Source organism: Brasilonema octagenarum UFV-OR1, from assembly GCF_963888615.1.
Classification (GTDB): Bacteria; Cyanobacteriota; Cyanobacteriia; order Cyanobacteriales; family Nostocaceae; genus Brasilonema; species Brasilonema sennae.
This window is the reverse complement of the sequence record NZ_CAWPKW010000299.1, coordinates 16,359-37,082: the sequence shown is the minus strand read 5'-3', so window position 1 is coordinate 37,082 and position 20,724 is coordinate 16,359. Positions and strand designations below refer to the sequence as shown.

General features: G+C 40.0%; 16 protein-coding genes. 5 read left to right on the top strand and 11 right to left on the bottom strand.

The window, feature by feature from the left end; genetic code table 11:
• Positions 1-177: 177 nt before the first annotated feature.
• From AC5590_RS26020 to AC5590_RS26000, 5 genes are all read right to left on the bottom strand, one after another.
• Positions 178-1,434 (bottom strand): glycoside hydrolase family 5 protein, encoded by a 1,257-nt coding sequence (locus AC5590_RS26020; RefSeq protein ID WP_169266244.1) that lies wholly within the window; start codon positions 1,432-1,434, stop codon positions 178-180.
• Positions 1,435-1,457: 23 nt separating this feature from the next.
• On the bottom strand, positions 1,458-2,498 hold the full coding sequence (locus AC5590_RS26015; RefSeq protein ID WP_169266243.1) for a glycosyltransferase family 4 protein: 1,041 nt from the start codon (positions 2,496-2,498) through the stop codon (positions 1,458-1,460).
• A 65-nt stretch (positions 2,499-2,563) separates the two neighbouring features.
• Entirely contained in the window at positions 2,564-3,652 is a 1,089-nt protein-coding gene (locus tag AC5590_RS26010; RefSeq protein WP_169266242.1) for a glycosyltransferase family 4 protein, read from the bottom strand.
• 253 nt (positions 3,653-3,905) lie between these two features.
• A complete protein-coding gene (locus AC5590_RS26005) occupies positions 3,906-4,877 on the bottom strand; it encodes a glycosyltransferase family 2 protein (protein ID WP_169266241.1) in 972 nt (323 codons plus the stop codon).
• 13 nt (positions 4,878-4,890) lie between these two features.
• Complete coding sequence (locus AC5590_RS26000; RefSeq protein WP_169266240.1) at positions 4,891-6,216, bottom strand: O-antigen ligase family protein; 1,326 nt, start codon at positions 6,214-6,216, stop codon at positions 4,891-4,893.
• Positions 6,217-6,747: 531 nt separating this feature from the next.
• Between AC5590_RS26000 and AC5590_RS25995 the strand changes: the two genes are divergently transcribed.
• From AC5590_RS25995 to AC5590_RS25985, 3 genes are read left to right on the top strand one after another with little or no spacing between them, the layout of a single operon-like run.
• On the top strand, positions 6,748-9,054 hold the full coding sequence (locus AC5590_RS25995) for a GumC family protein (protein WP_169266239.1): 2,307 nt from the start codon (positions 6,748-6,750) through the stop codon (positions 9,052-9,054).
• A gap of 53 nt (positions 9,055-9,107) precedes the next feature.
• Complete coding sequence (locus AC5590_RS25990; protein WP_169266238.1) at positions 9,108-10,457, top strand: lipopolysaccharide biosynthesis protein; 1,350 nt, start codon at positions 9,108-9,110, stop codon at positions 10,455-10,457.
• An 8-nt stretch (positions 10,458-10,465) separates the two neighbouring features.
• The gene (locus AC5590_RS25985) at positions 10,466-11,530 is read left to right on the top strand and encodes a glycosyltransferase family 2 protein (RefSeq protein ID WP_169266237.1); all 1,065 of its coding nucleotides are present in this window, start codon (positions 10,466-10,468) and stop codon (positions 11,528-11,530) included.
• Here AC5590_RS25985 and AC5590_RS25980 read toward each other — a convergent pair whose 3' ends face one another.
• The 6 genes from AC5590_RS25980 to AC5590_RS25955 all read right to left on the bottom strand — a co-directional run bounded on the left by AC5590_RS25980 (position 11,531) and on the right by AC5590_RS25955 (position 19,347).
• A complete protein-coding gene (locus AC5590_RS25980; RefSeq protein ID WP_169266236.1) occupies positions 11,531-13,498 on the bottom strand; it encodes a serine/threonine-protein kinase in 1,968 nt (655 codons plus the stop codon). It abuts the gene before it with no gap.
• Between the two features lie 393 nt (positions 13,499-13,891).
• Complete coding sequence (locus tag AC5590_RS25975) at positions 13,892-14,398, bottom strand: YceD family protein (RefSeq protein WP_169266235.1); 507 nt, start codon at positions 14,396-14,398, stop codon at positions 13,892-13,894.
• 341 nt (positions 14,399-14,739) lie between these two features.
• Positions 14,740-16,764: a hypothetical protein gene (locus AC5590_RS25970; RefSeq protein WP_169266234.1), complete on the bottom strand. Its 2,025-nt coding sequence runs from the start codon at positions 16,762-16,764 to the stop codon at positions 14,740-14,742.
• A gap of 416 nt (positions 16,765-17,180) precedes the next feature.
• Complete coding sequence (gene egtC, locus AC5590_RS25965; protein ID WP_169266233.1) at positions 17,181-17,969, bottom strand: ergothioneine biosynthesis protein EgtC; 789 nt, start codon at positions 17,967-17,969, stop codon at positions 17,181-17,183.
• Positions 17,970-18,449: 480 nt separating this feature from the next.
• Positions 18,450-18,827 carry a DUF423 domain-containing protein gene (locus AC5590_RS25960; protein ID WP_169266232.1) on the bottom strand — a complete coding sequence of 126 codons (378 nt, stop codon included), beginning with the start codon at positions 18,825-18,827 and terminating at the stop codon, positions 18,450-18,452.
• 28 nt (positions 18,828-18,855) lie between these two features.
• Positions 18,856-19,347 carry a hypothetical protein gene (locus tag AC5590_RS25955; protein ID WP_169266231.1) on the bottom strand — a complete coding sequence of 164 codons (492 nt, stop codon included), beginning with the start codon at positions 19,345-19,347 and terminating at the stop codon, positions 18,856-18,858.
• Positions 19,348-19,628: 281 nt separating this feature from the next.
• On the opposite strand from AC5590_RS25955, the gene AC5590_RS25950 reads away from it, so the two are divergent.
• Both AC5590_RS25950 and AC5590_RS25945 read left to right on the top strand, forming a co-directional pair.
• Positions 19,629-20,231 carry a superoxide dismutase gene (locus AC5590_RS25950; RefSeq protein WP_169266230.1) on the top strand — a complete coding sequence of 201 codons (603 nt, stop codon included), beginning with the start codon at positions 19,629-19,631 and terminating at the stop codon, positions 20,229-20,231.
• A gap of 245 nt (positions 20,232-20,476) precedes the next feature.
• A complete protein-coding gene (locus AC5590_RS25945) occupies positions 20,477-20,683 on the top strand; it encodes a hypothetical protein (protein ID WP_169266229.1) in 207 nt (68 codons plus the stop codon).
• The last annotated feature ends 41 nt before the right edge of the window (positions 20,684-20,724 follow it).

Below are 20,724 nucleotides of genomic sequence, written 5' to 3'. Positions count from 1 at the left end.
CTTTACTACCAGCTTACCGTAGTTTGTGGTTCAATTACCTGAAAATTGCTGTAATGATAAGTCTTTCACCGGACATGATATGACACGTGCAAGGGACGCTAGGTTCAGCATGACCTTTAGCGAACGCGCAGCGTGTCGCTTTGCGACTCAGCGAGTGACAACTACTTACCTTATTTGTTAACGCAGCAGCCGAGCCAAAAGTTTTTGCTTATCAGTATTAATAGTTTTCCAATCATCTAGTAGAATACCTCCGGTATCTTTGCTATTGGGATTCCAGCACCAATAGGTAAAGCTAAGCTTTTTCTGATTGATATAATCAACAAACCATCTCTGCCAAATCCCCTCATTAGATTTAGTATCTACTTGATTTCCACCAAATTCACCAATCCAAATTGGGGCAATACCTTGAGTCGCAATATAGTGAAATCCAATCTCCAAACGTTTATATAAATTACCAGGAAGTATAGGTTCTTTAACCCACGGTAGGTGAGGAGCTGCATACTCATGAGGAGAATAGACTAGCTTTTTTGGGACTTTCAAACGCACTGGGTATTTCCGCACACCTTCCAAATTAGCACCCCAAGCATAGATAGGCTGTTTTTGATTAGGCACGTTTCCCACGACTCCCTCTACCAAAATCAGCCAATTTGGATTGACACTGAGAATACTATTTCCAGCTCGTTCTGCGGCTAAGCGCCAGTCTGTTGGGCGATCGCCTGTTCCCCAACTAGCACGACCATGAGGTTCATTTTTCAGATCTGCCCCGATGACGTTACTATAGCCTTTGTAGCGTTTTGCTAGCAGCGTCCAACTGTCAATCCAGTCTTTCTCGCTAAAGGAATCGTTATACCACAATTCAGACTCAAGCTTGTCGTTGAGGCGGTGACTGTCGAGCAGAATCAGTAATCCTTGCCGTTGCGCCTCCTGGATCACCAGATCCATGACTTCCAGAGGATTTTTACCTTGTAAATCTTTATTTGCACCAATGGAAAAATCAACACCACTGATGTCACTAGAACGCAAAGCTTCCACGGAATAGGGCAAGCGAATGACGTTGTAGCTCAGACTTTTTATCTGAGCAAGCATATCTTTGTAATCCCTCGCCCAAAGTCCGTGAGGAACATGATTTGGTAGTTCCATACCAAACCAGTTGACGCCGCGCAGCAGAGCGACTCGACCTTTGGCATCAATAATCGCAGAACCGCGAGTAGACAAAGGAGGCACAATAGTCGTAGCTGCTTCACTTCTAGCCATGCCAAATTGGTTTACAAACCACGGCGAACAACTACTGAACATTGTGTAAAGTAACACTAAAGCCAAGCCAGCCACAATGTTTTTTGTGACTTGCCCCCACTTTTTGTAATAGTAAACAACGGAAAAACCAATCTTGCGTATTATGGTAAATCCCTGTTTAACAAAAATTGGTCTACTCATAAGACATTATTAGTTAGTACAAGTTAGTACATACCTGCAGTATCTGCAACTTTATCTAGAATTCTGCCCAAAGCTGCTCCTGCTGCATTACAAGAAAAATGTTCTTCAGCATAGCGTTTAGCTGCCTGACCAAGACGGTTGCGTAGTGCTGAATCGTTCCATAACATTTCTATCGCCTGCACTAAGTCATCAACAGATTGGGGTTCAACTAACAAACCTGTCTCGCCATGCTGAATATAATCTTCTGCTCCATGACAACGGGTGGCGATGACAGCACGTCCCATGAGCATAGCTTCTACAATAGTGATTTGTCCCGCTGCTGTCACTTGGGGCAATGGACGCAGAGGTACGACATTGATCCGCGCCTGTTGAGCTAAATCCAAGCAATCTTGCCTTTCAATCCCGAATGGTGTTTTCACATTCGGTGGAATAGTTAATCCTTCTAATGCACGTTCGCTTGATGCGACAACCGTTGGTAGGTTGAGCTTGGACACTGCTTGGAAGAAGGTGGAAAAGTCGCGATGAGCAGAACCAAGTGCTGCAATAAAAGGATGAGTCGTATTCTCTTGATGAGTTATGGGAATCTCTGATTGATGAAAGGGAACAAATTCAAAACGCTCTTTTGGGATTCCCAACCAGTGGTGATAGATATCTATTTCACGGCGTGTATGGACAACAAAGCGATCAATGTGTTTGAGGGTATATTGGGCGATCGCCTGCCGAATTCCACTAGAACAGGTGCCAACATTAAATAACCAAGCTACTACAGGAACGCGCTTCTTGCCAGTCATCCGTTGTTGCATTCCTATGACTGCTGGTAGCTGAGGAAAAAGGGTAATCACGCCTCCCTCAGACGCCTTCATCGCTTCCATACCATGTTGCCAATAAATAAGCCAACTCTTGAACCCAGTCACAGAAGACTTCTGATTGTGCCAGTTTCCTAACGGTATTGAACGTGGAACGATATGGAACTGGTGGCGATCGCCAGGAACATTTCGTGTTAACCAATGCTCGTTCACGAGGTTCTGTTGGTTTATAAACGGTGCTGCAATTGTCCAATGCATATAAATTGAGAATCCCTATGTCAAAATTCTTTATAGTATAAATGACTCTCCGTGTACAAGACTTGCTATCTCAAAGCATCTTTCAAAAGTTTAGATAATTTTGATGTAAAAACTTCTAAGTTATATTTTTCCTCACATAAACGTCGAGCTCTGTTTCCCATCTCCCGAGTTTCATCTGGATGTTCCAATAAATAGGATATTGCCTGTTCCCATCCTTTCTCGTCTCCTGGTTCAACAAAAATTCCAATTCCTTCTTTTTCAATATCAATGCAAGGCTCTATAGTTCTCGTCATGACAACTGCTTTTCCCATACCCATTGCATCTAGAAGACTAGTCACTCCAAGCACATTAATATATGATTTAGGCTGGGTTGTATCTAGAGGTATAGCAATTGCATAAGCTTTGGCATGTTCAGTTAATATTTCTCGCCATGATACGTAATCTGTGACAATTTTTACGTTTGACTTCATCTCCGAATTGTTTTTAAAAAAAGGCTCTTCAGGGCTATATATCCTTAAGGGATAACTGATATTTTTGAAACCTTTTATTAGGCTTTTGTAGTCTCTGTATGTTCTACCCGCGCTCAAAATAAAACTATTTTCTTCCTCTTTTATTGTGTCAACTGTGTTCTTCATTTTTATCTTGTCATAACAAGGTAAATCAATGCCCCATTCTAACAAAGAAACTTTATTTTCTGGTACATTGAACTCTTTTATAAGGTGCTCTCTTAGTCCATTACTTAAGCAAAAAAGCCGATCATAGGAAGATAAAATTATTTTTATAAATAATAGACTCCAAATACTTTTTTTAAATGATTGATGTTGTACAGTAACAACTGGTTTTCTTAAAATTTTTATAGCGCGTAAAATTGCGAGGAAGTATGTAGATCCTTGATTTCCCGAGTAAATAATATCGTAATCGTATTTTCCAAAAAGTAATCTAAGTTGCTGATCTAAGTCTCCTAATATTTTTACTTTTTCACTAATCTTTTTTAAAAAATCAAACTTTTCATAAGGCATAAGCTCAACATCAATACCATGTTTCGGTAATGTTGTCGCTCCCCAAAGATGATGACTTGGATACTCATAATTTTCTTCTTTCCACTTTTCCCACTGAGCAGTCATGCTATAGTTATTAAGCAAAATTACCTTCATTATTAATTACTCTCATTAAGCTTATCGATATTTTGACAACCTCTTTACCGAGGCGGTTAGAATCATGAAATGATATTTTCAGACACCCGACTTTGCGAAATCAGCTTTGTGAAATAAATTGAATTGATTGCATAAGGAACATTCGTCAATAATTTTGAGCGTTGTCTTAATGCTTATGCGAGTGCATCCTCATCTAAATATAGATTTCAGACTAATAGTTAAACTAAACGTACTAGCAAACTTTTATAATTTTTCAGCAACCGCTACGAAAACTTGTACTGGGTTTGCGGTCATTCTGTATTCCACTAATGACTTTGTACTCTTGGTAACGGACTCCAGCAAGACCTGCAAGTGTACCTGTTCCTCTACAAATATGTAGTAATGCTTTCACAATTGCGTGTTGTCCTAACACTAAAGAAGGAAGAAGAAGGCAGAATCCTTGACTAATTAATCCGATTCCTTTACAGGCACGTATGCTGAGAACCATAATGGAAGGATATAGTTCTCGCTCGCATAAACTTTGTGTACTCCAACAACGATAACCTCGCCGAAGAATCCATTTCATCTTAGTACGGTTTTGGGGTATCCACTCGTAAACTAAAGCCGTATCTGCCCACACGATCTTGTATCCTGCCCGAGACAAGCGCATGAAAAAGTGCGAATCTTCTCCACCACTCAGAGCAAAACGCTCGTCAAACATTATGTGTATTTGCCTTAAGATCTCAAAGCGGATGAGCACATTATTCGTGAAAGCAACTTTAAGTGGATGACCTGTAGGAAAATGCGTCGGCTCAAAAAACTTTCCTTTGAGAACCCAATTAGGAACGTCTGTCTCTGTAAAATGGGGAAAAACTGGTCCAGTGACGACATCTGCATCCAATTTCTGCTGAACAAATAAAAGCTCATCGAGCCATGATGATGCAGGAACCTCGTCATCATCGATAAAAGCAACAAAGTTAGTATCTTTGTTAATACAAGCAAGAGCTTTATTTCGACTGTTAGAAATGCCACGAGTAGGTTCAATGGAGTATTTCAATACTCCATTGAAATTCTTCTCTTTAACAGAGCAAAGAGCACTAGCAGAACCAGTTGAGTCATTGTCAACAACAATCACCTCTAAATTTGGAGTTTCACACTTACTAAAAGTTAACTGATTGAGACCATCGAGTAAACGTTTTAATCCTTCAGGACGTTGGTATGTTGACACGCACACAGAAATTAACATTCTCTTACCTCAACTAGAAATCTTGTTTACTTGATGCTTCTATCTCAATCCATTCTTCATTATTTATATAAGAACTTTCATATTTATAGAGCTTCGCTTGTTCCGATTCCACAGCCATTGAAAAAATGATTGATACGTATAATATCCAAAAAATATTGTTAGTTACTACAAGATTACTTTCTGTGATGTTAGACATAAATAAAAATGTCAGATACATTAAAGGAAATAATCCCTCTACCATTTTTGTTAACCGTAACCACATAACTCCTTTTATGCAAGCGGTTATATAGCTGATTGCAAAAACTATTAACCCTAGTATCCCTAATTCTGCCAATAAATCCATAAAACCATTGTGACCATAAGGAGATTCCCATTCCAAAGTGCGCCAAAGGTAGGCTGTCACCTCATTATCCCAGCTTTGCCAAACAGCATTAAAACCGTAGCCTAATAAAGGGCGTTCCCAAATTAGCTCAAGCATTACTCCCCAAATATCTGTGCGTCCTGTGAGTGTCAAATCCTTACCCAATGCAGTCGCGATAAGTGGTAAATTATCTAATAGCAAAGTCGCTGTAGTTCCTACCACAAGAACCACAGTTATAACTAAAGGGACTATTTGATTATAATTACCTCGCAAAGCCTTATATAGTGGCAAAATAATTGTCAAAGTCAGAAGAACAATCAAAGCTGTTTTTGAGGTTGAAAGAATGATTAAAACCACTGATAAAACAAAACCAAGCCACGAAAGCCATTTATATTTCTGTTGAGAAAGCGAGTTGTCAAGACAGAGTAACAGAAAGACTATGGTGCTGACATTCATCAGACGACCCAAGGTGTTTTTGTGCGTTATGACACCTCGCCAAGCTCCCGCGTGAATACCTTTTTCCTGAAAGGTCATTAAACCATAAGATGGGAGTGCTATGGCAAACACAAAGCTTAGTAATATTATTAAGCCGAACATCCAAGCGAGTAATTCTAGTTGCTCCCTCATCGTGTAACGCGTAGCTAAGTATACTCCAAATCCAGTTGTCCCCAAAAAAAGTACACTACGACGTGGCGTAATATCTGGTGCTACTGTCCACAACACGGATGCTAATGCAATTCCTACCAGTAACCAGATCCAAATGTCCCTCTGTGCAACGTACAAAAAACTTTTCCAGTTTTTCATAACCAAGAACAGAGTCACGATATAGATTCCCATAAAAAGGATTGGAGTGTATGGATCTTGGCTCGCATCTACAGAATCTTCTTTTTCTATAAGAATAGGTATCAAGGCAGTTGTTGAAAAAAACAGAGTCAATACAACAAATACCTTTTCGGCTAGCCTTGAGAATCTGTGCATGGCTACTCTATTTGCAATAATTTGTTAGCCGTCTCAATAAAATTTGTTGAACAAAAAAAGTGATGCTTAATTTGAACAAAGGTCTTAAATACATTTATCGTATAAAGATTATTTTATTCAACTTTCGTATCATTATGTCCGCATAAGTCATTTTTGATTCAGTCATAACTTTCGACTTTACTTTATCTTTATTGAAAAAAACCTTTTTATAAATTTTATGTAAAGGAGAGCATAATATATACGTAGGAGGGTATGTTAGAGGATACTGAAACTAGCAAAAATCTGATATGATTTATTCTTAAAGTTCAGGGAGTACTCTGCGCAAAGATAACTAACGGGTGCAGAGTCTGTAACCGCATCGCCTTGTTGGATGTTAGCCGTACCATACTCACGCTAGAATTAGTTGTTGCAAATGCAACACCATTGCAAATACTTATTGCGTTTGTGTTTCTGGCAAGTTGGCTAGAATTCAGTATCTAAAAAGATAGATTGACAAAATCGTGTATCTAATATATTGAAATGGGAAAACCAATGCCAACTAAGGAACAAAGCTTGCAGTACTTGAGAAATTCCAATACTGTCTTGAAAGAACCGTATTTATTATGGAGAAGACCAGAAGGTGAACAAGAAAATACGGGTTCAAATCAAATTTTCCCTGTATTGCGTCGTCGCTTAGGTTTGATTGCTAGTACGACAGTGATTTTGACGACAGTGGCTATTGCGTGGACAGCAACTCGAACTCCAAAATATGAAGGGAAGTTTCAGATATTAGTTGAACCATTAAAAAGTGCTGATAGTGAGTTACTGGTTTTACTATCGGAAACTTTAAAGCAAAATATCAACGAAATCACCAAACAGAATAAAACCGAAATGGATTATCAGGCTTTAATGGAGGTTTTGAAAAGTCCAAAGCTGATAGATCCAGTAGTGAAAGACTTGAAAACGCGCTATCCAGACATTACCTACGATCAACTTGTTGCGAGTGATGCGTCGGGTAAAGTGTCTCCTGAACGAGTTGGCACGTTACATATTAGTCGGATTGGTAAAGGCAAAGACCTATCAAGAGTCGTGGAGGTTCGGTATCGAGAATCCAGCCCACAAAAAGTCCAGTATGTTTTAGAGGAGGTATCACAAGCATATCAAAACTATAGTAAAGAACAACAGCAGACGAACTTACGTCAGGGAATAAAATTTGTTGAACAGCAGATTCCCAAAAGACATCTCCGGGTGAATACACTTCAAGGACAAATGCAAGTGTTCCAAAAGAAGTATAATATGCTCAACCCGGAACTTCAGGGGCAACAATTGCTCAACAGAGCTGATGAACTAAAAACACAGCGCATAGAAACCGAAAGAAGCTTAGCTGAGACTCGCTCACTTTCTGCTTCTTTGCAAAAGCAGTTGCAAATGTCAGAGAATAGTGCGATCGCCTCATCAGCATTGAGTGAATCACCTCAATATCAGCAAGTCCTGACTCGTCTGCAAGAGGTAGAAACAAAAATTGCTGCAGAGTCAACCCGCCTCACTGACAACAACCCAGTCATGCGGAGTTTGCGCGAACAGCAACGCAAACTCTTACCTTTAGTACAGCAAGAAGCAAAACAGGCATTAGGTAGAAATCAGGGGAGGGATAACTCCCAAGTAGGAGTTTATCAAAACTCGGTTCGGCGTGACCTGATCAAACAACTAGCTGATAGCGCTAACCAAATTCAGGCGTTAGAAAGTAGCCTCCAAGCTAATAAAGAAGCAACAGTGCAGCTGAATCAACAAATTCAGGAATATCCTGCCCTTTCACGTCAGTACGCCAATTTGCAAAGGGATTTGCAAGTTTCTACCGACACCCTCAACCAGATTTTAGCTAAGCGAGAAGCACTGCGGGTAGATGCTGCTCAACAGGATATTCCTTGGGAAGTGATTACGCCTCCCACACTCCCTCGTGATAAAAAAGGGCATCTTATACCAGTTGGACTCAATGGTGAGCGTAACATTGCCTTAGGAGTTGTTGGAGGTTTACTCTTGGGAAGTCTGGCTGCTTTGGTTCTGGAGAATTTGCAAAATGTCTTTCGCGATCCTGAAGAAATCAAACGTACAACTAAACTACCAGTTTTTGCGGTGGTTCCTTTCCACAAAGAATTAAGACATCCGACTTCTGTCAGAGATAAAGAACTCGCTTATGCAAATCAAAAAGGAAAACATCAATTTGTTCCACAGGTAAAAGCAAACACTCAGGAGTATCAAACAACTGCTTTTACCGAAGCTTTCTGCTCTCTTTTTAACAGAATAAACTCTCTCAAATCACAAGCTTCTATCCACTCGATAGTCGTCACATCAGCGACAAGTGGCGATGGCAAATCTACAGTAGCAGTCAATTTAGCAAAGATAGCAGCTCAAGCAGGTCAAAAAGTGCTATTAGTAGATGCTAATTTACGTCATCCTCAAGTTCATCATGCATTAGGTTTAGTTAACATCAAAGGACTTAGCGAGATACTTTTTCTAGGTATAGATTTAAATGATGTTGTTGGACAAGCACCCAGAGAAGAAAATCTTTTTGTAATCACAGCTGGTGATGCACCACAAAATCCCACAAAGCTATTTTCATCTCAAAGAATGGAAAATTTCGTGAAGGAAGCCCATGCAAACTATGATTTAATTGTGTATGACGCACCACATATTATGGGACTTTTAGACACAAGCATCTTAGCAAATCGTGTTGATGGAGTTTTAATGGTTGCAGGACTAGGTAAAACAGTTCGTCCTTCTTTACACCAAGCCCTGGAAGAATTAAAAACTGGTCAAGTTCCAGTTTTGGGCATAGTAGCTGATACCATTGAACGGTAGCTAGTAATAGACAGTGATATTTTCGTCACTCGTTAGTTGTCTAAAAGATAGTAATGAGATCAATTCATCCTGTAATAAACATTATTAAGAAAAAATTCTCCGGTCAATTCATCCGAAATGTTGGCTGGTTGAGTATTTCAGAGATTATCTACAGAGTCTTGCGCTTGGGATTAGTTGTGATCATTGCTCGATATTTAAATCGCCATGACTATGGTTTGGGTGCGATTATCATGACAGTACGTGAGTTTTCACTCACGTTTGCTGACATCGGTATAAGTGCAAAAATTATTCAGGCTGAAGAAGAAGAACTAGAGGATTTGTGTAACTCTGCATACTGGTTAAGTTGGGTCGTTTTTTTTAGTCTTTTTGTTATTCAGTCTATTGCAGCTTTTCCCATAGCTTGGTTTTATAAAAGTCCAAATCTGATTTTGCCAATCATTGTCTCAGGTATAGCTTATTTAATTTGGCCTTTATCTACAATACAAAAAACTCTGATACAAAGAGAAAATCGTCTGAAAGTAATAGCAATTGCGAATAGTGCTCAAAACTTTACTGGAAGTATACTGACTGCAATTTTTGCTGTCTTAGGTATGGGTGTATGGTCGTTGGTGTTGCCTTCAATATTAATTTCGCCTCTTGAACCCTTAATATACTACAGAGCACAGTCTTGGCGTGTCAACACAGGATTTACCACCAAAAGTTGGAGTCAGATTTTTAAGTTTGGTAAAAATATTTTAGGGGTCTCCTTGTTAAGAACACTAAGAAATAACTTAGATTATCTGTTAGTTGGTCGGTTTGTTGTAAAGCAGGGAGTCCCTGAATATGGAATTCAGGAATTAGGGTTATACTTCTTTGGTTTTAACGCAGGATTAGGAATAAGTTTAAGTATTATTAATGCTATTAACTCAGCAATTTTACCTCATTTATGTGGAGTTCGCTCAGAATTGTCTGAATTGAAAAAATCCTATTTTAGTAGTCTGAAAACTATTCGCGCTACTATTATCCCTTTTGTGATACTCCAATCTAGTTTAGCTCATATTTATGTACCAATTGTTTTTGGTAAGAAATGGGTGCCTGCTATCCCCATTGTTATTCTCATTTGCCTATCGGCAATTCCACGACCTTTTGCAGACGCAGCATCCCAATTGCTTATAGCTGTTGGTAAACCTCATTTAGATTTATATTGGAATATCATATTCACTTTCCTATTTAGTATGACAATCCTGATAGGAGTGAACTTACCATTTCTGGGTGTAGATACATCTGTGTTATCAGTTCATCTAGGAGAGCACTGGCAAATAATTGTTGTAGCAATATCTGTTTTATTAGTTCATATTGTGTTTTTACCTCTGTTTACATTGTGGGCAACACGTTATGTTTTCCCAAAAACTAAGAAAGATTAGGGGCTTCTATGAAAAAAATTTCTGTGATCATTCCAGTTTACAAAGTTGAGAAATATGTAGCAGCAACAATACAATCAGTTCTTGAGCAAACCTATACAAATTTTGAGTTGCTCATTATTGACGATGGTTCCCCAGATAAAAGCATAGAAATTTTCCAGCAATTTACAGACAATAGAATCAAAATCATCCGTCAGGAAAACCGGGGAGTCGCGGCGGCTCGAAATGTTGGTATTCGTCATGCTCAAGGGGAATATTTGGCTTTTTTAGATGCAGATGACTTATGGGTTCCAGAAAAGTTAGAAAAACATGTTGAACATTTAAAGAAGTCACCAGCAGTGGGGGTGAGTTTTTGTCGCTCTTCTTTAATCGATGAAGCGGGGAAGCCTTTGGGTATTTATCAGATAACCAAGCTCAAGGAAATTACTCCACTTGATATACTTTGTCGGACTCCCATTGGAAATGGATCAGTACCCGTGATTCGGCGTCAGGTTTTTGAAGATATCGCATTCCAAGATAATCTTTATGGAGTGGTAGAAAACTTTTATTTTGATGATGATCGCCAACTCCACCCTTCAGAAGATGTGGAACTTTGGCTGCGGATAGCGATGAAAACGAAATGGCTTATAGAAGGAATTCCAGAAGCCTTGACGCTTTACCGAATAAATTCCCAGGGATTTTCGGCTCAACTGGTGAAAAAGTTAAGTTCTTGGGAAACAATGCTGGAAAAAGCACGCGCCTACGTACCTGCAGCATCAATGGCTGAGTTGGAAAAAATCGCGATGGCTTACCAACTACGCCATTTAGCCCGAAGAGCAGTCACTTTAGAAGCTGGTTCAACAGCTGTGGAGTTTGCCGTGCGATCGCTCTCTACCCACTGGCGAATTATACTAGAAGAACCACACCGTACAATTATCACTCTCGCAGCAGCTTATTTTCTCTGGCTAATGCCACGCAAACTGTACCATCAAGTACAGTCTGTTGCTTTAAAAATTGCCGGGGCTAGTCAAAAACGACGCATTCAACAAGAAGAATTCGGAAAAAAACCTTATAGCGTTGTCCTAAAGGATGTCTGATTACCGAACCACCCGCCAAAGATTAATAGTCCCGTCAGTGCAACCACTCACAAGGGTGTTATTATCGGGACTAAAGGCAACGGAAGTAACTTCTTTAGAATGTCCCCGGAGGGTAAGAATTTCTCTTTTCGTTGCCACATCCCACAGTTTGATGGTATGGTCACTACTACCACTTGCCAGGGTTTTGCCATCTGAAGTAAAAGCCACAGAATTAACTGAGAAAGAATGTCCCTTAAAGGTGTAGATTTCCTGTCCGGTTCCTAAATCCCATAGTTTGATAGTGTCGTCAGCACTGCTACTGGCAAGAATTCCTCCAAGTCGTCCTCCCAAACTCCGCAAGTCAGAACGAATAGGACTAATAGCCACAGATCTAATTGGTTGAGAATGTCCTTTTAAAGTTCTGATCAGCTGTTTATTTTTTAAATTCCATAGTTTGATAGTATTGTCTTCACTGCCACTGGCAAGAATTTGTCCATCAGGACTAAAGGCAACAGATTTCACTGCAGCAGAATGTTCCTTTAGGGTAGCAATTTCCCTTCCCGATGGCAGATCCCATAGTTTGATGCTACCGTCAAAACTGCCACTTGCAAGCATTTTGCTATCCGGACTAATGGCAACGGATTCAACCGAACTCGAATGTCCATAAAGGGTATAAATTTGTTGTCCAGTGAAGAGATTCCATAGTTTAATTGTTTTGTCACCATTGCCACTAGCTACAGTACGACCATCCGGACTGGTAGCGACGGAATAAACTGAACCAGCATTGCCCTCAAGTGTGAAAATTTCCTTTCTAGTTGACAAATTCCACAGTTTGAGTGTTGTGTCAAAACTGCCGCTGGCAACAATCCCCCCCAGTCCCCCCTTATAAAGCGGGGAGTCAGGGGGAATCGAACTAACAGCAACAGAAGTCACCACATTGGAATGCCCATTGAGGGTTTTCATCAAGAAATTGTTTTGCGCTATCAGATTTAGGATCTCGAAATTGTTTATGTAACAAAATCCCCCAAATCCTAACAACACAATACCAGCACCTGCTAAAAGTCTGTTTTTCAGTCTAGGTGGCTGTGGGGATGGTGGCCGAGGTTCCAAGTCTTTGAGGACTTCATCCGCAGACTGATAACGCTCATTAATGTCTTTTTTGAGAAGCTTATCCAAAACTTTTGCTAAATCTGCACTTATCGAACATTTCAAATATTGCTGCCAAGAAGTAACCCAGCTATAGCCATTTTCTGCCCAAAGAGTACCTGGTGAAACACCAGACATTAAATGAAAACACGTAGCCCCTAAGCTAAACAAATCGCTTGCAGGATGAGCTTCACCATCCTGCAATTGTTCGAGAGGACTATAGCCGCGTGTACCAATAGTCGTCCCCGGTTTAGTCCGTACTGTTGCGCTTAGTTGCTTTGAGGCACCAAAATCAATGAGTACTAACTTGCCATCACTTTGACGGCGCATAATATTTTGTGGCTTAATATCCCGGTGAATCACCCCACGCTCATGAATAAACTTGAGAACAGGCAGCAAATCGAGTAAACCTTGGCGAATTTTTGCTTCATGATATATTCCGTGTTGTCGCAAGTCTTTGAGCAAAGTTTGCCCATCAATAAACTCTTGGACTAAATACAAATAATTATCTTCCTCAAAGTAAGCCAACAAGGTAGGAATCTGCGAATTTTTTCCGAGTTCTTGCAATCGCTGCGCCTCTTGTTGGAATGACTCAATCGCCTTTTTCAAAGCCCACGTCCCCTGGACTTTTGGTGCTAGTTGCTTGACGACACAGCGTTCATTGAGCTTATCTATGTCTTTTGCCAAGTAGGTTCTACCAAACCCACCTTCATCTGAAAGTACCTGAGTTATACGATAGTGACCTCTCAAAAGCGGTATGAGTAGCGCACCACAACTCTGGCAATGGATTATCTGTTCAGGATTTAGAGGTTGCGGGCAATCGGGGTTGAGGCAGCAGAGCATCGTCTGGCAAGCTTGACTGTGCTGCCATCTATCATATTACATCTTAAATTTTTCAGAGTGAAAATTCTCAAAGCGATCACGCTAAGCCCCAACCAAGCGTCCCTTGCGCGTGTCCGGAGGACTCAGCGACTTTGCCCCAAATCTCCGATTTGCCCAGAGGGGTTTCCTTCAAAAAACCCCTCTGGGCAAAGAAGAACCATCGCTGTGAACAATTTCTCCAACAACTCGCTTCTGGAGTTTAGACCAGTCAGCAGTGCGAAACAACAGAACAAATCAGTGAAAAAATTATGAAACTTACATGAAACTAAACTAGTTTGCCAAAATGAGCGATTAAATTTTCCTACTTTGCAGTAGACGCTTTCAGACAAAAGCGCCCACTACAAACTTATCAAACTACGCTCCCGGAAATTGGTTTTTAAAACCTTCCAAAGAAGCCCAACGCCTGTCAACACGCTTATCAGATTTGCTCTGGGCGGTTGGTTGAATGCCTAAACAATTGGCATCACACAACTGTTGCTGAGGCAATTCCAAGCATATTTGCTCATACAGCCATGTACCAGGGTCAAAATACCCTTGGGGTGATAAAGTTTCTACTAAATCATCAAAAGCGATTTCGCGTTCTAGCGGTAGATCATCAACGTTTGCGGCTTCATCTAGCCAAATGATTTCCTTTGTATCAATAGTTAAACGATGATTGTAGTTTTGCAAGCATCGACTACAGGTACAAGTGATGATTGTTTCTGCTTGAGAACGTATTTCTAAGTAATTCCCACAATGCTGGACGCGGATGCGACCTTTAACTGGTGTCAGAGTTTCTAAACCAGGTAGAAACTCTTTAACTTGAACTTCCTCTGTTGCTTGCGGCGCTTTTGTAAGCTGCGGAATAAAAATTGCGTCCATAGCACTTGTCAGACATCCTTTCTGCATAGCCCCATCTTACGACAAGCGCGGAGTTATATTTCCTTGACCACGTCTATTGGTGAGAAGGGCGTCTACTTTTTCAAATCTTGGGGTTGGTTTTTACGTCTTGTACAGGCACGGTTATTATATCATTTTGGCAGCAATTAAAATTTCCGTGTCCTATTTATTCTCCGGTCGTGCATACACCAGACGACTTTGAGGCGGCGGTGGGGGGACTTTAGGCAATAAGGTAGGCAAAGCGATCTGCGCGGAGCGCAGCAGCGTTTGCGCAGCGCCCCCTAAGGGGCTAGCTATCGCGCCAAGAGCCAAGACTTGGGGATTCAAATAGATAATAAATTTAGTATCTGCCTTTCCTCATCTTTCAAACTTTCGAGTTTCTCATATCTTAATATCCTTTGATACTCTAATCTTTTTTCATACTGTTGAATGAGTTTATATATTATTTTTTCAATTCCCAGATAAATTAACATACCAGGAGCAGCAATCAAACCCAAAATCCGAGTTAGATTCTCTCCTGCCTCACCAAAAAATATCTTCACAATACCTATAAGTAACCCAACAGGAACCATCATGGTTAGCGTCCACGGTAGCAGAAGAAGAGAAATTAGATAGAGGCATAATATTTTAGAAAAATTATTAATCTTATCGGCGATATTCTTAGCTGCCTCCATTTTTATCTTTGCTTTTTTTATTTCTGTATCAAGAGGTGATAATTGACTTGGGATTATTCTTTCGTAACGACAAACTACTTCATCTCTAAGTTGATTTAACTTATTTTTTAAATAAGTCGAATATTGCTCAAGCAAACTCAATTGTGTATAGTTTTGATAAGTGATACGACTTGGCAATTGAATTTCAATTAAGTCGTCTTTTAAAGCTAAATATCCATAAACTCTATAATTTATAGATTTTATTAACGTTAAATTGTTTTGAATTGTCTCATGATGGTTTTGACATTTTTCTAATTGAGAATAAAACGTCAACACTTGTTTATGAACAGAAGAGGCTATTGATAACTTTTCTGCCAATAGATTTTTATAATCTTCAAATAAGATAAGTCCGTGTTCATGATCAACACTAATATCAGGCAGTTGACCAAGTTGTACTTCATCAAATACTTTTTCATAAATTTCTGTACTGATTGATTGAATTTTTTTCAAACATTTATCAATCTCCACATGAATACTTTTTCGGAAATTTTCACAGGAAAGTTTAGCTGCAGCAAATTGACTTTTTCTCTTACTCATTTCGTCTAAAACTAGCAACTTCATCTGAGAAAGTTCACCCAGTACTTTGTTTCGCTTCAGTTGTTTTTCTAAAAAATCTATATTTTCGGACAATATTTCTAATTTTTTATAGGTAGTTTTACGAGTAATATTGTATGTTTCTATTTCCATCAAAGCTTCTGTTGAATGGAAAATTTGTAGTTGTTCATCTCGGATTTTATCTAAACAAGTGTTTTCCAAAGTCAGGATTTTTCGAGCCGCAAGTAAGCGAGTTGTTTTATTATTACTTTCCAAACAGTGAAATTGAGTCTCCATTAAAACTTGCAAATCACTGTCACTACTAAATTCAGTCAATTGATAAGTTGACAAAACTTGGGCAATGCCTTCAAATACCTCATTTTCATCAATATCTGAAGCCTTTTCTCCACAATCTTCAGCTTTTTTTAGTGCCAAGTTCACCTGATTTAATCCCCTCAAACTAAGAGCATTCATTACCTCCCAACAAACTGAAAATTTATTGAGACGCTGAATCTTTTGAGAGTCATGTGAATCTTGCCATCCTCTTTCTTTTTTAGACTCCCATTCCTTCTTTAATGTCCAAAACTCATAATCTAGAGTCAATTCCTTGAGTTTGTACCAATATCCATAAATCCAGAAACGTAAAAACTCATCATAATCATGACTTTCTATAAGATTTTGGTCAGCAAATCTTTTAATCTTAGACTGCATTATCTTCTGGGCAATACTTCCGGGTTCCTCTGAAAGATGTTGAGATACTACGGTGAGATCAAATCCTAATTTATCAATCGTTGTCGCCGCAGCCCAGCGAATCAAGTCTGTCGAACCAGAACGCGCCTGTTCACTCAGCATGATCAGCAAATCATCACTTTGCTTCAACCGCAGCTTCACATCAGCATCAGTAATCTTCCCAAAAGCCTGTAACGTAAGTGCCAATATAGGCTCTAGTTTTATTTTTTGCAGTATCTCTACAAATGCTACTATAGGTGCCTCAGGGTGAGTTGCCAAACACTCAAATAGATCAATCTCTTCCCCTGGATTCTTGCAAGCGTTGAAAGCCTCGAAGATTTCCGCTGCACTGTTGAGAATTTTGCAGTTCATACTGTCAGTAATATGCTAAATTTTACACAACTCATATATTATTATCATCGTACTAACAACATGAGTTCAGTATAAATACTGTTTATTTTATGGCAGTAAATAGAACTTTACAATACGATAGTAACGAGGGGATTAGCACCCGCATCTTTTGTCTATGCTGAGGAATTCTACTGTTTAAACTACGTTGCTTCCAGCTATATTAATTAGCTACATACACTACACGTCGCAATAGTCCTGTGCTTTGCAAAGCGCTAATTAACTCAGGTATCTCCAGTAGTTTGCAACCCAGATATAATTCCGATTTTTCTTGGATATTGAATGACCCCCAAGACGAACGCTAGCCATGCAGACGGGTTTCCCGCCGCAGGTGACAAGCGTTCTAAGCTGGCTCACTTTTGACGATCGCAACAGCGCTACTAGATCTGCTCAATTCTGATATCACAGTCTTGCCCCACACTGATGATGCTATTCTCAGGGCATGAAATCCAATTTCCTGCAAACATTGGTTCTGACGCAATGATTACAGATTTAGGGAAATTTGGATCATCAGCTATCGTGTACAGCGAAGGAGCAGGTGATTTTGTGCTAAAGCGCGAAGCAATGAGGCGATGTCCGTCACTGATGACTACATTAGCTGAAATATTGGTTTGATAATTTTGCGCTAACTGTTGAAGCTCAAGCAACGTTACATGTAAAGCCTGCTCTAGGCTTTTACCAGGGTTAGCTTCCCAGTGGTTTAGCAGCAAAGCAAAAATATGTTCTGAATCTGTCGTTCCTTCTATCCATTGGTAAATTTTATCGCTTAACACCTTGCGTATAGGTCTGTAGAGTGTCTGCCGAAAGTTGTCAATTGCACCATTATGAATGAAAAGCAGACGCTGGTAGTCACAGGGTTGACAGTTACTTATATCCAGTACTTGACCAGATGTAACGCTGCGAACATAAGCTAGCACACACTCTGACTCAACGTAACGACTGAGGTTTGGCAGATTAATTTCATTCCGAATCGGCAGTGTACTTTTGTAAGTAAATGGTTCAGTTTCTTTTTGAGAATCATACCAACCAACACCAAAGCCATCAACATTCACCTCCTCAGATAGCATTTCACGGGGTTGATCGCTTTGAACGATAAGCGAGTGTTCAGGCTTGTACAACAGAGTTTCCAAAGAAACAGGTGAACCGAGGTAACCAAGTAATCGGCACATAATTAGGATATTTGCTTGTGTAGAACAGATTAAGTTTTTATAGTGAGAATCTCCGGAATGGTAGATGAATTCCTGCTATAGTCACCGTCTTCCTCCTCAGACTGCAAAAATTGTATTCCCCACTACTTTAGTTTACATAAATTAACATTAACTTGCACTCATACTTTGGTGTCACAGTCAAGGAGTGGACAGTATGAAGATTGAATTGACCGACTACCGAACACCCAGATTGACAAAAAACGAAACGCTAAGGAACGTTTCGTTTTTTGTTTGAGCATAGATTAAGTCAGCGATCGCTCATTTTCTAGGGACTGAGAAAAAGTACGGAACGAAAGAATGAGCAGGACAGCGTGAAGAAGCTATCAAGTTCTAAACCAAGGTATTCTTTCAAGAGTAATATGACGTCGCATATCTCAAACCCTGATGAAAACTAGATTTATCGATTTTCCTAACTCTCAAAAAAAATCGGCGAACCTTTGATTACTTCAAACTCCAAGCAGCAAATGCTAAAGCGCCCCAACCTGCAAGAAACGCCGCTCCTCCCAGTGGGGCGATCGCTCCTAAAGATTTAACACCGCTTAAGCTCAAAGCATATAAGCTCCCTGAAAAGATGACAATACCAATGATGAACAGCCATCCGCTTGCGATCATAGTAGCTGGAGGTGACTCGATGCGACTGAGGAGTAGTGCCACCACTAGCAGTGCTAAGGCATGATACATCTGATAACGAGCGCCGACTTCAAAAATTTCTAGGGAGCGATCACTGATTTTCTCACGCAATGCATGGGAACCAAATGCACCTGCTGCAACTGATAAACCAGCTAAGATTGCTGCTAAACACAAAAAAATTCGTGCCATGAGTTACACTCTTGAGCCAATTTGTTCTTTAAACATCAAAATGGTAAGAGACTCCCCCTTCTTCGTTTACTTTAAAATTAGCATTAAATACTTTAGCTTGATCGTCTAAATATTGCTTTGCAGTTGCTGGTGGCAATTGTAACTGCATTGCAAAGCTCACAAGAGTAATACGCCCATTATTTTCTTGAATCATACGATAGAAGGTGGATTGCAGCTGGTCAGTTGTCTGTTCCTTAATCGCCTTCCTCTCATCCCGACTTTTACGATATACGCCCAATGCTAACCATACTCCTAACACTGAGGTAGGAACGCCGAAAATTAGACCATTCAAAGCAGTATTATCAAGTACATTAACGGCATCCTGATTACGAAAATCATTAAGAGCGATAACCTGTCTTAGACTTGGTTCGATACGCCTGTCCATAGCATTTTTCTGCATTACAGCAGAGGCTGATAGCGACAAAAACATGAATCCGAGTGTCAGTAGCCAACCCGCAGCCAATTTTTCAGCAGTCTTCATAGTTGTTATCTTTCTGATTCAAACCTTGTTTGTGATTCTAACGTCACTTTTTAGAAGCTTCCAGTCATTAGGAAACGTTGACTGTTCCTGGGGGCGATTCGCAATCTCGAACATATCCTACTTATGCATGAGGCTATTGAGGCCACATTTATTAGTAGAATCAAACTGTTTAAGTTTTATCACACAGTGCCAAGCTGTGAGAAGTGCTTAGTACGGGTACGTTTTTCCAAAGCTACCCCATAAGCTCTAAACTAAAATACCCTTAAGAGAGGATTGACACGATGACATTTGAACTTCCCCCACTACCATACGATTACGACGCTCTGTCTCCATTGATTTCAAGTGACACACTAAAGTTCCATCACGACAAGCATCACAAGACTTACGTTGATAACCTCAACAAACTTGTTCAAGATACAGAACTTGCCAACAAGTCATTGGAAGATATCATTTTGGCAACTGCCAATGATTCATCGAAAACTGGTATCTTCAACAATGCGGCTCAAGTGTGGAATCACACCTTCTACTGGAACGGCTTGAAAAAAGGCTCTGGTACACCCAGTGGGGAACTCGCTGAAAAAATCAATGCCAGCTTTGGTAGCTTAGATGAATTCAAAAAACAATTCAAAGAAGCTGGTGCAACCCAGTTTGGCAGTGGTTACGCTTGGCTGGTGGTGGATAAGGGTGAACTGAAGGTTGTGAAAACACCAAACGCTGCAAACCCGATGACAAACGGTCAAACTCCCTTGTTAACCGCTGATGTTTGGGAACACGCCTACTATCTGGATTACCAAAATCGTCGTCCGGATTACCTGGAAACTTTCCTAAAGGAGCTGATTAACTGGGACTTTGTAGCCGAACAGTACGCCAAAGCAGGTAAATAACCTGGCAAAACTCGTCTGCCGATAACTTTGTGTTGCATAGTGTCAACAACCACCTAGGGTTTAAAACCCTAGGCTAATAGCTCAAGTCCTCTCAAGAAGACTAAATTCTTTAGATCACTTGGTTTTAAGTCTACTTGAGTAGACTTAAACTATGAGCCAGGAAACACGCTTCCTGGCTGTCTTTAATAAAACTTAATCCAAAATTTACCCAAAATTTACCCAAAATTTACAAGTTTAAAAGGCATATGGATAGTACTGAACTAGCGCAATACATGGAAGCAACTGATAGTATCACCAAACCTTGGCTATTGGTGCAATTGCGACTTAAGAAACTTCAAGAACGTCGAGCAACACTTTCAGACAGTGAGTATCTTCATCAGTTAGCAGACATTCACCAAGATTTGATGAACTTGGGGCAATGGTGGCGTGGTATAGAAGATCAGGTATTTTGAAGTTATCAGTCATTGGTAAATAATTTTGGACTCATTTTGGA